Annotated in this window: 4 protein-coding genes and 1 pseudogene; 1 reads left to right on the forward strand and 4 read right to left on the reverse strand. The window is 68.3% G+C overall.

The features are described from left to right. Positions 1-2253, reverse strand: a complete 2253-nt coding sequence (locus tag F6B93_RS19450; protein ID WP_211696540.1) for an NACHT domain-containing protein — start codon at positions 2251-2253, stop codon at positions 1-3. A gap of 650 nt (positions 2254-2903) precedes the next feature. Here F6B93_RS19450 and F6B93_RS19455 point away from each other — a divergent pair. Continuing rightward, on the forward strand, positions 2904-3602 hold the full coding sequence (locus F6B93_RS19455; RefSeq protein ID WP_211696541.1) for a DUF4352 domain-containing protein: 699 nt from the start codon (positions 2904-2906) through the stop codon (positions 3600-3602). A 502-nt stretch (positions 3603-4104) separates the two neighbouring features. Here the strand turns inward: F6B93_RS19455 and F6B93_RS19460 are convergent. From F6B93_RS19460 to F6B93_RS23860, 3 genes and pseudogenes are all read right to left on the reverse strand, one after another. Then, the gene (locus tag F6B93_RS19460) at positions 4105-7323 is read right to left on the reverse strand and encodes a PE family protein (RefSeq protein WP_246540876.1); all 3219 of its coding nucleotides are present in this window, start codon (positions 7321-7323) and stop codon (positions 4105-4107) included. Positions 7324-7594: 271 nt separating this feature from the next. Then, entirely contained in the window at positions 7595-11959 is a 4365-nt protein-coding gene (locus F6B93_RS19465) for a PE family protein (RefSeq protein ID WP_211696542.1), read from the reverse strand. Between the two features lie 3815 nt (positions 11960-15774). Next, positions 15775-16530, reverse strand: a pseudogene (locus F6B93_RS23860) (PE family protein); the annotation flags it as partial. Positions 16531-16990: the final 460 nt, after the last annotated feature.

Raw genomic sequence — 16990 nt, forward strand, 5'->3', positions numbered from 1 at the left:
TCATCGATCTGGCTGGGGAGCGCCCAACCCATCCGTTCGTGCCGGATTGCGGATTCGAGTGCGTTGGGATTTCCGCGTGGGTTGCGGATCTCCAGCCAGAGGGTGTCCACGAGTCGTAGTAATTTGGTTTCGCGGCGCGCGGGGCTGATCAGTAGGGCCATCGTCCTTACTTCTTTGTCCAGTTCGCTTGGGTCGCTGCTGTCGGTGGTCGGCTGCCAGCCACTGCTGGTAGCTGTCGTGTCGGAATTGGTAGGCGATGCCGGTGACACGCAAGAGCCCGGCGTTGCGGCCCCACTCAAGGAATTGCGCAGGTCTGGGCGCAAAGATCTCGGTGAAAGCAAACAGGAGCGAAGCAGTGGCATACCGCGCGGCCGCGGCTCCATATACAGGGGCCATCGCTAGCCACATCGTCACCCCGACCGCAAGCCCGGCCCCGAGCCCGAACGTGAGCCCGACGACCCCTATCGCGCCCGGGACGCCGTACGCCAGCCCGAACAAGAGCCCGACCATAGCCCCGACTGCGAGTCCGAACATAAGGTCGTCGTGGATTACTCGTCTGGCGTCTTGCCCAAGTGCAAGGCGGTCGTTAGAACTCGTAGAGAGCCCGAATGGGATCCCCACCGTGAGCGCTCCCGCAAGCGTGAGCGCTACGCCGTAAACGAGGAAGCTCTCGACCCCGGATTTGAGCCCGAACGCGAGAATGACGGGAAACAAAACGAGGCCGTACGCTAGGCCGAACACGAGCCCTCGGTGCCATCTCGATCGACCTGGCACACGCCACGCAAGCCGTGCGGGAGACGCAAACCGCCATAGAGTTGTTGCGTCCGAACTGAGATCGGCTTTGAGCCCGTAGTAGAGCCCGGCCGCGAGCCAGACAGCAAGCCCGAACATTGCACCGACCGCGATCCAGATTTCGCGCGCAAAGGTGATCCCGAGCTCCTCGGCAACACCAAGCGGGATCCCGACGTCCTTTGAAACGAATGCGCCTCCGAACCAGCCTGATAACCCTGCGACGAGCCCGCCTGCGAGCCCGAGCGCGAGCCCGACCGTGAGCCCGTGTAGTGCGCGGCATCGCCGTGAGCCGGCGATTGCCCAGATCTGATCAAGCGTAATCTCGGAGCCCCCCGTGCCCTCGGCGCGTCGACGTTCGAGATGCTGGGCCAGGGTATGCAGCCAAGTCTGGACCTTCTGCTCGGTGTAGTCGCGGGTGAGACCGGTTCGGGGTCGGGCATGGATTGCTGCCGGGATCAGTACCGAAAACAGCAGATTGCGGATCTGGGTGCTGTTGCGACAGGCGGCAAGCCGCTTGGCGTTGCGGCGATTGTCACGCAGCGCCGTCGCGGCAAGGCCCAGTAGCCACGGTGTGCGCAGCGCGGTGGCCAGCGGCCCGTCTGGTTTGTGACCAATCTGGTCGGTGACCGCGGCCCAGGCTTCGTGGTCGATGCCGAGTTGATCCCCATAGTGGTTTAGGTAGCCGCGAATGTCGCTGGGAGACATTGGCTGCAGTGTGATCGTTGTCGCGCCGTGGAGCCCGGCGTCACCACGCAGGTCGCGCAATCTAGCGTGGACGTTGGTGCGGCACGTCACCACAACGGTGCGGTTGCGCCACGGCGGCTCGTTGAGGCGATCCAGGGCCACGCGGGCGTGGCGCGGTTCGGCGTCTACGGGGTCCATCTCGTCCAGGCCGTCCAGCACAGGGAGGATGAGGCCGGCGTCGGCCAGCGCCCCGGCCACGGTTGGATGCAGCCCGTAGTCGGTTCCCAGGCGGCCGGCCAGCCAATCAGTGAAATCGCCGCCGCCGTCCCAACCGGAGGTGTTAATGCGAACGGGCACCGGTGTGTTGCTACGCAGGTGGTCGCTGATGGCAGCTCGGTCACGCAGCTGATCGAGCAGCAGATGAACAGCCAGGACCGTTTTTCCGGCGCCCGCCTCGCCCAGCACCAGCAGCCGCCGTGGTGAGGCTTGCTGTCGGAAGTAGGGGCCGATATTCGACAGGAGATTGGTCGCGTTGTGCTCAGCTCGTAGCACGCGCCGCACAGCCCGGAAGTCCAGGTCCATCGCGGTGTCCGGCCCGCCATGCAACTGCTCGAGAAGAACCTCTTCGCGACGAGAAACCGCGTAGGCGAGGTTATCGGCGACCCGGATTAGCGACTCTCGCGATGTGTCCGGTCGCAAGCGCCGCAACAGCCAGGTGCCGAGCGGTTTGACCCAGGGCAAAGCAACCTTGGTCACAACGCTCGCCGGCTCTGGCACAGTCCTTAGCCTGCCACTTATTCTGCCTCGTCGGGAGTGGTATTTAGGGTGTCTCACCGCGAGTAGCCACAGTGCGTTCTCGCCCACCACCAGCACTGCGGTCTCTCCGTTTCATGCGCATTCAACCGCTTTCCTTTGCCACATGATGCGTTGATATCAGGGGTTTCATTGGGGCTTATCGGTGCGCAGTCGGTACTCGGCACCATGGATGCAGACTTGCCTAGTGCACCGGCGCCCGTTGGCGCGACGTACGACTCTGAGCTTCGCCTACTCTCTTTACGGCGTTCGAGATAGCACTGACCACACTGCCGAGCGCGACGGCCCTTCCGCGTCACTTTCCTGATGGTGTTTTCCGGTGTGAGTTCGTGGCCTCGTCGGCATGTCGGCTTCCCTGCAGTTGGATGCGTTCCGTGAGCCACCTGGTCGTAGCTGTTCTCGGATGGAGTGCCCATCGTGGGCGACGGCTGGTGCAAAAGAGGACGCGATCGGGGAGCGTTCAGGATCTACCGATGTGCCCTACCATCAGCCTGCTGGCCTTCGAGGCGGCGCTGGCCTATGACCCAGGACGGTGAATCGACTTGGACGGCTTCGCGCCAAACGGCCGGCGCCGGGGGTTCCCCGGACTCGTGACCGAGCGTAGCGTCCAGTTCATGAATCAGCCGATACCTCCCGGCTGGTATCCAAACCCGACTGGCCAGCCGGGAACTCAGTATTGGGATGGTCATCAGTGGGCCACGATTGGCCCCCCAATGCGAAAGCGGTCGGTGTGGCCGTGGGTGCTGGTCGGCGCGGTGGTGTTCTTCTTCGCTGGGTGCGGCGCGCTGCTCGTTGTAGGAGCATCCATTAGTGATATCGATGAGGATTCCGCGGTTACATCCTCAGTCCAGCGTGGGGCTCCGATCGGGCCTCCGGATGCCACGGCTGAGGCGACTGCCGAGCCGTCAGTGCCGGCCGCCGTGCCGCGAATCGGCGAGGAGGCGCGCGACGGCAAGTTCGCATTCGTTGTGAACTCGATGGATACGTCGAGCACCGCTGGCGAACCGAGTAACGAGTTCATGACTGTCGAGGCCCAGGGCATGTTCGTCAACGTGCGCTTGACGGTCACCAACATCGGCCATCGGGCACAGACGTTCTACGCGGACAATCAGAAGCTGATGGCCGGCGGGCGTGAGTACAGCGTGAACACGATGGCCGCAATTTGGTCGGGCGCAGCCAACGAGGAGATCAACCCGGGCAACAGCATCGATGTGGTGCTTTCATTCGATGTTCCGCGGGGGATCACCCATGTCGACACGGTCGAGCTGCACGATTCGGCATTCTCGAACGGCGTTACGGTCAGCCTGGCGTGAAGCCGTTCACTGCACATCAGCCGATAGCTGGTCTCGGCGCTGAAGTGACCTTGGCGAATGCCGAAGATGCACTTTCACCCCCCGACGCTTGAGCGATATTCATCACAGACACTGGGGCCGCCCGCAACACCGCCACCCCCAGGCAGGCGCCACCTCCGTCGTGCCGGAGGCGACCTGACCCGAAACCGCGGAACTGGCGTAGTGGACCGGCTAGCCGGCTCCGGTCAAAGACGGCAAGTACCAAGGTATGCCAGCCCATCTGCGGAGCATCGACCGATGTTGATCACAACCACACGTAACCCGGGTGAACCCGTGGGCACCGAGAGTCTCAGCCCGGATTCCCACCGTCACCTCGGTTACCGCCGCCGTCAGCACCGGAGCCACCGTGCCCGCCGTCTGCGGGACCGAATCGTCTCTCGACGAGGGTTTCTCCCCCGGAGCCACCCGCCCTGACAACGACTAACCCGGCTGCCCACTTATCCGCTTCGGCAAGGACTCTGAACTATCCGTTGGACACCGATCCTGACGTGCCGTGGCTACCGCCGGGTTGGCCACCGTCGCCACCTTCGCCGCCGAAACCATCGCCTTCACCGTCAGCATCCCCACCGTTGCCGCCGTCGCCACCCACGCCGCCAACACTGTCACCCCCGCGACCCCCGTCACCGCCGGTAGGATCGCCACCAATCGCATTGCCGCCGTCGCCGCCCTTACCGCCGTTACCGTCGCTGCCGTCGCCTCCACCACCGCCGAAGCCACCGGCTGCCGAGCCTCCTTCAACGATATGGCCCCGCCCACCGTCGCCGCCATCGCCGCCGGTAGCGCCGTCACCGCCCCAACCCCCCCGACCACCTGCTGCGCTGCCGGACCCGGCGTGAAAGCCTGTCCCGCCGTCCCCACCATCCCCGCCGCGTCCACCGGCAGCGCCGCTACCGCCGTCACCACCGCCACTCCCGTTACCCCCCTTCACAACCCCAGCACCAAGTCCTTCATTGTTGTTCGCGTCACCACCATCACCGCCGCTACCGCCGTCACCACCGCCACTGGCGCCGCCGCCACCGCCTTTGCCGCCGGTGACGGTGGTGGAACGGGTGGTCTCCTCAAAGACATCCGCCCTACCGCCGTGGCCGCCAGCCCCACCCGCGGCTGCACCCGCACCTCCGTTACCACCATCACCGCCGGCCACGGTCACCGCGGCTTTCGCCACGGCGTCGCCGCCCGTACCACCGCCACCACCGGTGCCGGCGGTGGAGGCACCACCGGAACCACCCGTACCTCCATGGACGACACCCGAGCTGCTCACACCGACGTCGGCGGTGCCACCATCACCACCATGACCACCGGCACTCCACGCCAGCGCGCTCGTGGAAGCACCACCGTCACCACCACGACCACCGAAACCAGCACCAGACGCCGCGCTCGCCGCACCACCATCACCACCATCACCACCCACTTTGACAGCGTCACCGCCGGCACCACCGTCACCGGCGGTGGCCGCACCGGACACCGCAATCGCCGCACCACCATCACCACCATCGCCGCCGAGAGTGCCAGCCCGCCCGCCATCACCGCCATCACCGGCGGTGGCCGCGCCAGAACTGTTGCTCACGATTGCCTTCCCGCCGTCACCACCATTCCCGCCCCAGCCGTCGACCGCATCACCACCGGCGCCACCTGCACCACCCGACGAGCCACCAGCGCCAGAGGTGGTCGCGGCTCCACCACTACCCCCCTCACCACCCTGCCCACGGCCAGTAAAACCACCACGCCCACCGGCACCTCCGGTCGCATCCCCCGCGGACGAAGCGGACCCCCCATCCCCACCATCCCCACCATTGCCGGCACCACGCACCGTCACATCGTGGTTCCCACCACCCCCACCATCCCCACCAGTCACCGAACCGGCCTCTAAGATGCTTCTCGCTGCACCGCCCTGACCACCATCACCACCACCACGTCCGACGCCTCCAGCCCCGCCATCACCGCCATCACCACCCTGCACCTGCGCCGACCCAGAAACCGATGCACCAAGAACATGGTGGAAGGTCGCCGAGCCCCCGCGGCCGCCGTGCCCATCACCGGCACCACCAGCACCACCATCACCCCCGCGCAACATCAAGCTATCGCCGACATCAACGGACTCGTCCTCAAAGACCAATACGTTGCCGCCGGCACCACCGTTCCCGCCACCGGCCCCGCCGCTACCACCGACGCCGCCGTTACCGCCCGTCGCGGTGCCCCCCGTAGCGACCACCACATCCGCGAGTCCGCCAATACCGCCGTTACCGCCGACGCCCAGCTCTGACTTTCCGCCGTTGCCACCGTAGCCACCAAAGCCGTAGGCATAGCCCTGTGCGTGGCCTCCCTTGCCGCCGGCGCCACCGGTGCCGTCGATCGTGCCACCACCATGACCACCATCGCCGCCGTACGCGGCACCCGCCCGGATTTGGTGTAGATCGGGCGTTACGTGGCCGCCGTGGCCGCCGTCACCTCCGTTGCCGCTGGTCGCCTCCCCACCACTGCCACCCCGCCCGGCGCCGGCATAGCCGCCGTTGCGCGAATGCGCATCCCCGCCATGACCGCCGTGGCCGCCATCGCCGCTGGTCTGACCGCCACTGCCACCCTGACCGCCGTTGCCGCCGAAGGCGTCGCCGTCATACCAGAGGAATGCGCCTCGGCCGCCGTGGCCGCCGTTGCCCCCGTTGCCGATCCCCAAAGCATTACCGCCATCACCGCCCTGACCGGCCATGGCGGGTGCTGGGTCTCCAAGCGGATAAATCACCAATTCGTTGATGTCGTCGCCGCCGTTACCGCCGTGACCACCATCACCTTCGATGGAACCACCGTGACCGCCGTTACCCCCTTTACCGGCTGCCCACAGGGTCTCCTTCAATTCAGTGTGTTCGGCGTCGCTGCCGCTGCCACCATTGCCGCCGTTGCCGTACCGCCCGGCGTTGCCGCCATCACCACCGTTGTGGCCGAAGTGGCCATTACCGCCGTTGCCGCCGCTACCCACTAACGACCCCCCGTTGCCGCCGTGACCGCCACCCACACCACCACGGCCCCCGTTACCGAACAAACCGGCATGACCCCCGGCACCACCCACACCGCCGACCCCGGCGCCAGTGTTCACGCCACCGGCCCCGCCATTGCCGCCGTTGCCGAATAACCAGCCTCCCGCGCCACCAGCACCACCGGCCGCACCGGTGCCGCCGGCCCCGCCGTGGCCACCGGCGCCGATCAACCCCGCGGCCCCACCCGCGCCACCGGTCTGACCTGCTGCACCGTCGCCACCGTTGCCGCCGTTGCCGATCAACCAGCCCCCCGCACCACCAGCCTGCCCCGGCCCACCGTGGACGCCATCGGCGATCAACCCCCGCCCCGTGAGTGCCATCGTGGGCGCGTTGACCGCCTCCAACGCGGCCGCCACTAACGGTGAGGCGTTGGCGGCCTCGGTCACCGAATACGCCCCGCTGGCCATGAGCAGGGTTTGCACGAACTCGCCGTAGGATCCCGCGACCTGCACGCTGATGTCGTGGTAGGCCCGCCCGTGGTGGGAGAACAGTGCCGCCATCGCTGTCGATACCTCGTCGCCGCCGGCAGCTAGCAAACCTGTGGTGTGCGTGGCCACGGCGGTGTTCGCTGCACTGACGGCCACACCTACGCTCACTAAATCGGTTGCTGCGGCTTCTATTATCGCCGGCGTTGTGATGACATACGACATAAGACGTCCCCTGTCGTTCGTTCTAGCGGTGCATGTGTGGCAAATCACCCGAACACCCACCGTAGGCACACACACCCCCACACCGGGACGCGAAGAGCCTTCCCACCACAGGCGTGTCCCCAACCACTGAGTCCACCGAGTCTTAGAGGAACGCGGCCCCGGGCAGGGGCCAGAAACGACGATCAATCACCTAGCTGGCCGCACGAACCAGTCCGCTGAGAACGCCGCGCCCAAGCCGCGCCGCGCCGACGAACTCGCCGCAGCGTGCGGGCTAGACCACTGGCCCGTTGTTTCCGTTGTGGCCGGGAGAGCCGCCCTGACCGCCGGCCGCACCACCGCTACCACCACGACCGCCGCTGGCATCAGGGCCAGACGCGGGCCCGCCGTTACCACCGTCCCCGCCATTACCACCGGAACCGCCGCTACCACCGGTACCACCGGGGCCACCAGGACCACCGTCCCCGCCGACGGTGGGGCCGGTTGCTCCCTGACCGTAGGCCTGGCCACCGTTACCACCCACCCCACCGTTACCGCCGTTACCGCCGTCAACAACGGCGTCACCACCAGCACCGCCACCACCACCGGCGCCAGCCTTCGCCAAGTCACCTCCGGTGTTGTAGGCCGTGCCACCTCGTCCGCCATTACCACCAGCAAGACCACGACCGCCGGCACCGCCCTTGCCGCCGGTGCCTCCGACGACGCGCGTTGCCGCACCAACAGCGGAGCCCGCGTCACCCCCGTTACCGCCAATACCCCCAGCACCGCCGACACCGCCAGCACCGCCGGTGACCGCACTACCGTCACCACCGCTGCGTTGCAGGCTTGAATCCCCACCGATCCCACCGACACCACCAAACAGCCCACCCGCACCGCCCGCGCCGCCGCCACCGCCGCTCACCTGATGGGCCACGCTGGCCTGCGCACCACCACCGAAGCCACCTCCACCACCGGTACCCCCCACGCCCCCAGCACCGCCGCCACCACCGGCACCACCCTTGGCGGAATCGCTTTCACCCACACCGAGGATCGCCTTCCCACCATCACCACCACGACCACCCACACCGTTGCCCGAGCCACCACCGTCCCCACCGTCGCCACCAACCGCACCATCGACCGGCGGCACGCCCGGCGGCAGGCCTGGTGACGTTCCCGCCGCTATCGCCGCACCACCATCGCCCCCACGACCACCATCACCGTCATTGCCGTTCGCACCACCACCACCACCACCAGCACCGCCACTGCCACCCGCGCCCCCGGCACCGCCACCGCCCCCTTCCCCATACCAACCAATCGCGTCACCACCGTGGCCACCGCCACCACCAACACCGCCATTGCCACCGTCGCCTAACCCCGCAGCGCCACCATCACCACCCTTACCGCCGCTACCGGCCGCACCGCCGGCGGGATTGAAACCCGTCGCATCACCGCCATCACCGCCCTGCCCGCCGACGCCACCGAGTTGCGCGGTGCCGCCGCGACCACCATCACCGCCGTCGCTACCACCACCACCGGTCGATCCGTCACCGGCCGCATCGCCACCAGCGCCCCCCGCGCCACCCGCGCCCCCCACGCCACCGGCGCCCATCCCACCACCGCCGCCAACACCACCACGTCCACCACGCGCATCAGCACCCTCAGCGTCGCCGCCGTGACCGCCGCTGCCGCCCACTCCACCATCACCACGACCGGCGAAACCACCTGTGCCACCGACACCACCATTTCCGCCTACGGCACCCTTACCGCTGGCGGCACCACCATCACCACCGGAACCACCAACGCCACCAGGGAAATCGATCTGGTCACCCGATCCGCCATCGGCGCCTTTGCCCCCGGCCCCGCCGACTGCATTGCTACCGCTAGCGTCGCCACCATTGCCGCCCTGGCCTCCGTCACCGGCGAAACCCGCTGTCGTTCGTCCGCCTGCGCCCCCATCTCCACCTCTTGTTGTGCCACCCACTCCGGAAGTATCTGCGCGGCCACCATCGCCTCCAGCTCCGCCCTTGCTGCCCCCCTTCCCGCCATTGCCCCCGGCGCCGCCAACGGCTTGGTTGTTGTTGCCGTTAGCCTGTGCGAATCCTCCGTCACCACCACGACCGCCCCGCAGCACGCTGTTACCCCCTTCGCCTCCCTTACCCCCGAAAGCTTCACCACCGTTGGTACTTGCGGTCGCGGCGCCGCCGCTGCCGCCGAACCCACCAAACACCCCGTCGCCTCCCGCCCCGCCCCAACCGGCGGTGGCTTTTCCTCCGTGCGTGTTCAATACGTGACCGCCAGCACCGCCAGCAGCACCGTTGTAGCCGTCACCACCACGACCACCGTCACCGCCGAAACTGTGGGAGTCGCCCGTGGAGAACGCCTCCCCACCGGCCCCACCCGCCCCGCCACGGCCGTCGACGAGGGGTTCGCCGCCGGCGTGGATGCCGCCGTTTCCGCCGTTTCCGCCGTCGCCGCCCGCCACCTGCTCGCCGTCGCCGACCGCAGCCGCCCCTGCTCCACCGGCACCACCCACACCCCGCTCCGAATTCCCGCCGTCACCGCCCATACCGCCTACGGCCTTCCCAGCCGTGGCGTCGCCGACACCACCCTCGCCTCCGGCACCACCAGTACCGGTCACCGCATCGCCACCCGCGCCGCCCACGCCGCCGACCGCGTGTCCGGCGGATGCGGTCGCCGCGCCGCCATGCCCGCCGGCGCCGCCGTCACCCGCCACCGTGGAGGCGCCACCCGCACCACCGACTCCAGATTGTGCGTACAGCGGCCCCGTGGCGGTGCCGCCGTTACCACCCGCACCGCCGTTACCGGTTGCTGCGGCGCCGCCGACACCGCCTAGACCAGACACCGCCGCACCGTTTTCCGCGGTGGCGTTACCACCGTTGCCACCGGCACCGCCGTTACCCCTGGCTGTTGAGGCACCGCCAGCACCACCGAAGCCTCCGCCAGCGCCGTTGTCCTGCCCCGTCGCTGTCGCTGTGCCGCCGTTGCCACCAGCACCGCCGTCACCGTTCACCGCGATGCCGCCGACGCCACCTACACCAGCCGCGGCCTCCCCGGCTGACGAGGTGGCGTCACCACCGCTCCCGCCGGCGCCGCCGTCACCAGCCACCGTCGAGGCACCACCCGCACCGCCATCGCCTCCAATAGTTGTATCCAGTCCCTTCGCCGCGCCACCTTCCCCACCACGACCACCGTTACCGTTGTTTGCGCTACCGCCGACACCACCAAGACCACCTTCGCCCCCACCGGCTGTGGAGATGGCGTTACCACCGCTCCCGCCGGCGCCGCCGTTACCCGCCTGCGCCGAGTTACCACCGTCTCCACCGGCGCCGCCGTCTGCGCCTAGCCGCCCCGTCGCTGTGCCGCCGTTGCCACCAGCACCACCGTCACCACCGTCTGGCGTGAACACGCTGCGCCCAGCTGCACTGCCGCCGTTGCCGCCGTCGCCACCGGCCGCCTGACCGTTTGGTGCGCGGCCACTACCACCATCACCGCCGGCGCCGCCCCTGCCGTCGTCACCGACACCACCCCCACCGGCACCACCATTGCCACCCACTGCGGAAAGGGCTTGGTCGTCGGTGCCGAATTGCGAGATGGCCTGACCCCCATCGCCACCCGCACCGCCAGCACCACTAACGGCCCCGCCACGACCCCCAATACCACCGTCAGCACCTTCGGCGAACCTGGGCTCTTCAGCCACCGAAAGCACGGTGTTGGTGTCGTTGCCGCCGTTACCGCCACGACCACCATCGCCAAGCTGACCGGCATTACCCCCATTGCCCCCGGGGGTGGCATCGATCTTCTGCCCGTTGTTGTATTGCGCGTCAGCACCGTCAGCGCCATCGCCACCGTCGCCGTGGAATCCACGGGCGTTGCCGCCATCACCACCGGGTAGGCCGGCCACACCGCGCCCACCGTCACCGCCATCACCGACCAACCACCCGCCATGGCCACCACGACCACCACCGAGGCCGCCACGGCCCCCGTTACCGAACAAACCGGCATGACCCCCGGCACCACCCACACCGCCGACCCCGGCGCCAGTGTTCACGCCACCGGCCCCGCCATTGCCGCCATTGCCGAATAACCAGCCTCCCGCGCCACCGCCACCACCGGCCGCACCGGTGCCGCCGGCCCCGCCGTGACCACCGGCGCCGATCAACCCCGCGGCCCCGCCCGCGCCACCGGCTTGACCCGCGACACCGTCGCCGCCGTTGCCGCCGTTGCCGATCAACCAGCCGCCCGCACCACCGGCCTGCCCCGGCCCGCCGTGGGCGCCATCGGCGATCAACCCTCGCCCGGTCAATGCCATCGTGGGCGCGTTGACCGCTTCTAACGCGGCCGCCACTAAGGGGGAGGCGTTGGCGGTCTCGGTCACCGAGTACGTGCCGCTGGCTGTCAGTAGGGTTTGCACAAACTCGCCGTAGGATCCCGCGACCTGCACGCTGATGTCGTGGTAGGCCCGCCCGTGGTGGGAGAACAGGGCTGCGATCGCTGTCGATACCTCGTCGCTGCCGGCGGCTAGCAAACCTGTGGTGTGCGTGGCGACGGCGGTGTTCGCTGCGCTGACGGCCGCGCCTACGCTGGCTAAATCGGTTGCGGCGGCTTCTATTATCCCCGGTTTTGTGATGACATACGACATAAGACGTCCCCTGTCGTTCGGTCCAGCGGTGCTGGTGTGGCAAATCACCCGAGCATCCACCGTAGGCACGTACACCCCACCACCGAGACGCGAAAAGCCTTCCCACAACAGGCGTGTCCCCAAGCACTGAGTCCACCGTGTCTTAGAGGCCCCCTGGCCCCGGCTGGGGGCGGAAAGCCACGATGAATCGCCTGGCTGGCCGCACGAACCATTCCGCTGCGGACGCGGTGCCTAAGCTGCGCCGCCGACGAACTCGCCGCGGCGCAACACCAACAACGAGATCCACCGAGCTTGCCGCGTTCGCGGCGACGCCACACCACTGCCGGACGCCGCCAAGGAGCCTGTTAGCAGAATGCGCGACTCAAACGGCTGTCGGCCGAATCCGACGGCTAGGAAGCCGTGCAGGACATACGCCCGACCCGGAGCCGGCCCCTCAAACCGCAATCTCCGACGAGGACGGCGCCACCTCCGTCGTGCCGTACGCGACCCAGGCCGAAGACGTAACACTGGCGCAGTCGCCCGGCTAACCGGCTCCCATCAAAGACGACCAAGCACGAAAGTACGCCCGCCCATCTGCGCAACACCGAACGATGTGTTGATCAAAACCTCAGGCGACTCCGGTGAACCCGTGAGCCGAGAATCGCAGCCCGGATCCGCCGCATAGTTTCACGCCGATACCTGCGCCCTGCCGCACGGCGATACAGAAACGACACGGCTTGTCGCGCGGGCAGCTGGCGTGTGGGTGCGGGCTACGCTTCCCCGAACGCTTGCCCGTTGGCGCCGGCGGCACCGGCGGAGCCGCCCTGGCCGGCCGCACCACCGGCGCCACCATCACCGGCAACAGCAACGGGGCCCGACGCGTTGCCGCCCTGCCCCCCATTACCGCCGTTACCGCCGTTGTCGCCACCAACACCACCAACACCACCAGCACCACCCACCGCCGCGCCGCTTGAACCGCCGACTGTTGCATTGCCTCCGTTGCCGCCCTTACCGCCATTCCCACCCTCGGCCCCGCCCCGGCCACCGACACCGCCCGCACCACCGGCCGCTGGTCCCGACCCCCAATTATTCGCGAACTGGGCATCCCCGCCGCGCCCACCGTCAAACCCCGCACCACTATCCCCGCCACGACCTCCATTCCCGCTATTAACCGTCGCCTGCCCCGCAGAACCTTGGAACGACGCCCAGCCCCCGCCACCACCGTGACCGCCACGCCCGCTCTCGCCACCGCCACCGCCGTCACCACCGTTGCCGCTGGTGACCTCACTCCCATTGACGCTGTCTGCCTGAAGGGACGCATACCCACCATTCCCACCCCGACCAGCAACACCAGAACCAGTGTCACCACCTTTACCGCCGGCACCGCCATTCACCTGTTGCGCCACATCTGCCTGCGCATCACCACCAGAGCCACCGTCACCAGCGGTCCCCGCGAGCGACTGACCGCCGACACCACCGGCACCACCCTTGGCGGAATGGGTTTCACCAACACCGAGGATCGCGTCACCACCATCACCACCACGACCGGCAACACCGTTGCCCGAGTCACCACCGAGCCCGCCGTCCCCACCAACCGCACCGTCCTCTAGCGGCACGGCCGGCGGCGTTCCCGCCGCTATCGCGTCACCACCATCGCCCCCATGACCACCACCACCGTCAATGCCGTTTGCACCACCACCAACACCAGCGCCGCCACTGCCACCCGCACCCCCCGCACCACCACCGCCCCCTTCTCCATACCAACCAATAGCGTCACCACCCTGGCCACCGGCACCACCAACCCCGCCGTTGCCACCGGCGCCACCGTCACCACCCTTGCCGCCGTCACCGGCCGCACCGCCGGTGGGATTGAAACCCGTCGCATCACCACCATCACCACCCACGCCAGCCGCGCCACCCACGCCACCGGCACTCATCCCACCGCCGCCTCCGGCACCACCCTGACCGCCACGAGCATGAGCGCCATCAGCGTCGCCGCCGTGACCGCCGCTGCCGCCATTCCCCCCCTCACCACCCTCAGCATTGGCAGCGAAACCACCTTTGCCACCGGCACCGCCTTTTCCGCCGGTGGCATTGTTACCGGTGGCGTAACCACCGTCACCACCATCGCCACCAGCACCACCACTCCGGCCGACCTCGTCGCTCAATCGGCCATCGGCGCCATTGCCCCCAGCCCCGCCGACGGCATTGTTACCGGCAGCGTCGCCACCATTGCCACCCTGGCCTCCCTTACCGCCGACATCCAGTAACGTTCGCCCGCCCGCGCCCCCAGCTCCACCCCTTGTTGTGCCACCCACTCCACCACTACTGTCTGCTCGGCCACCTTCGCCTCCAGCTCCGCCGCTGCCGCGCCCCTCCCCGCCGTTGCCTCCAGCACCGCCAATGGCGTCGTTGTCGTTGCCGATGACTTGTGCGAATCCTCCGTCACCACCATCACCGCCCCACAGCTGGCTGTCACCCCCGTTGCCTCCCAAACCGCCTCTAACTTCAGAACCGTCGGTACTCGCGGCCGCGGGGCCGCCCTTGCCGCCGACCCCACCAAATCGCTCCCCGCTGCCTCCGTTCCCGCCCCAACCGCCGGAAGCTTTTCCACCTTGCGTGTTAAACACGTGACCACCGTCACCACCGTCACCACCGTTGTAGCCCTCACCACCATGACCACCGTCACCGCCTTCACTGTCGGAGTCGCCCGTGGAGAACGCCAGCCCACCGCCACCACCCGCCCCGCCACGGCCGTTGACGAGGGGGGCGCCGTCGACGGCGATGCCCCCGTTTCCGCCGTTTCCGCCGCCGCCGCCCGTCACCTCCTCGCCATCGCCGACCGCAGCCGCCCCTGCGCCACCGGCACCACCCACACCCCGCTCCGAATTCCCGCCGTCACCGCCGTTACCGCCTGCGGCGTCCCCGCCCGTGGCGTCGCCGACACCACCCTTGCCGCCGGCCCCACCGGTACCGGTCACCGCATCACCACCCTTGCCGCCCACGCCGCCAGTGGCGTCTCCTTCGGATGCGGTCGCCGCGCCGCCATGCCCGCCGGCACCGCCGTGACCCGCCACCGTCGACTCGCCACCGGCACGACCGGCGCCTCCAACTGCCTCCGGCCCTTGCCCTGCGCCGCCGTTGCCACCAGCACCACCATTACCGTTCTTGGCGCTACCGCCGAAACCACCAAGACCACCTCTGCCCATACCGGTTGTGGAGGTGGCGTCACCGCCGCTACCGCCGGCACCGCCGCTACCCGCCTCCGCCGAGTTACCACCATTCCCACCGAGGCCACCAAATGCCCGCTCCCCGGTCGCTGTGCCGCCATTGCCACCAGCACCACCGTCTGACGCGAACAAGCTATGCTCAGCTGTGCTGCCGCCGTTGCCGCCGTCGCCGCCGTTTGCAACACCGTCTGCCGCGAGACCACGACCACCATCACCGCCGGCACCGCCCCCGCCGTTGCCGCCGGCACCATTCCCACCGGCACCACCGTCACCACCATCCCCACCGTGTGCGTCACCCTCATCCGAGGTGGCCTGACCCCCATTGCCACCCGCGCCGCCAACACCAGCCGCGGTCCCGCCAGCACCACCATCACCACCGTGAGCGCCTTTGGCGTCCGCGTTTGTGCCATCGCCGTTCGCCTCCAAGGTGTTGGTGTCGTTGCCGCCGTTACCGCCGCGCCCACCATCACCAAACTGACCGGCATCACCCCCATCACCGCCAGGCCGGGCCGCCGAAGTCTTCTGCCCGTTGTTGTATTGCGCGTCGGCACCGTCAGCGCCATCGCCACCGTCGCCGTGGAGTCCACGGGCGTTGCCGCCATCACCACCGGGTAGGCCGGCCACACCGCGCCCGCCATCACCGCCATCACCGACCAACCACCCCCCCTCGCCACCACGACCACCGCCGAGGCCACCACGGCCCCCGTTACCGAACAGGCCTGCATCACCACCGCCACCACCCACACGACCGATCCCGGTCGCGGCGCTCACCCCACCGGCCCCGCCGTTGCCGCCGTTGCCGAATAGCCAGCCTCCCGCGCCGCCGCCACCACCATCGGCGCCGGTGCCGCCGGCCCCGCCGTGGCCACCGGCGCCGATCAACCCCGCGGCTCCACCCGCGCCACCGGCTTGACCCGCGACACCGTCGCCACCGTTGCCGCCGTTGCCGATCAACCAGCCCCCCGCACCACCGGCCTGCCCCGGCCCGCCGTGGACGCCATCGGCGATCAACCCTCGCCCGGTCAATGCCAGCGTGGGTGTGTTGACCGCCGCCAGCGCCGCCGCCACTAAGGGGGAGGCGTTGGCGGTCTCGGTCACCGAGTACGCGCCGCTGGCTGTTAGCAGGGTTTGCACAAACTCGCCGTAGGATCCCGCGATCTGCACGCTGATGTCGTGGTAGGCCCGCCCGTGGTGGGAGAACAGGGCTGCGATGGCTGTCGATACCTCGTCGCTGCCGGCGGCTAGCAAACCTGTGGTGTGCGTGGCGACGGCGGTGTTCGCTGCGCTGACGGCCGCGCCTACGCTGGCTAAATCGGTTGCGGCGGCTTCTATTATCGCCGGCGTTGTGATGACATACGACATAAGACGTCCCCTGTCGTTCGGTCCAGCGGTGCTGGTGTGGCAAATCACCCGAACACTCACCGTAGGCACGTACACCCCACCACCGGGAGCCCAAAAGCTTCCGTACTGCGGGCGTGTCCCCCATGAATGAGTCCACCGTGTTTTAGAGGTCCCCTGGCCCCCGGTAGAGCCGGAAGCGACGATCAATCGCCTAGCTAGCCGCAAGACACATTCCACTGAGAACGCGGTGCCTAAGCCGCGCCGCGCCGACGAACTCGCCGCGGCGGGCAAGACCAACAACGAGATCGCCACCGAGCTTGCGGTGTCCGCGGCGACGCCATACAACAGGCGCCGCGCCTATAGCGACACGGATGCGGATACCGCTAAGCAATCGCGGCCCGGATTCCGCCGCACAGTTTCGCGCCGATACCTAAACCCTGCCCCCACGGGGACAGGAAAAGGAACTATTCGTTGAGTTGCG

The sequence above is a fragment of the Mycobacterium spongiae genome, from assembly GCF_018278905.1.
Lineage (GTDB): Bacteria > Actinomycetota > Actinomycetes > Mycobacteriales > Mycobacteriaceae > Mycobacterium > Mycobacterium spongiae.

Coding starts and splice junctions, on each gene's coding strand:
- F6B93_RS19455 (WP_211696541.1), top strand. CDS start 2,904: ATGAATCAGCCGATACCTCCCGGCTGGTATCCAAACCCGACTGGCCAG.
- F6B93_RS19460 (WP_246540876.1), bottom strand. CDS start 7,323: ATGTCGTATGTCATCACAACGCCGGCGATAATAGAAGCCGCAGCAACC.
- F6B93_RS19465 (WP_211696542.1), bottom strand. CDS start 11,959: ATGTCGTATGTCATCACAAAACCGGGGATAATAGAAGCCGCCGCAACC.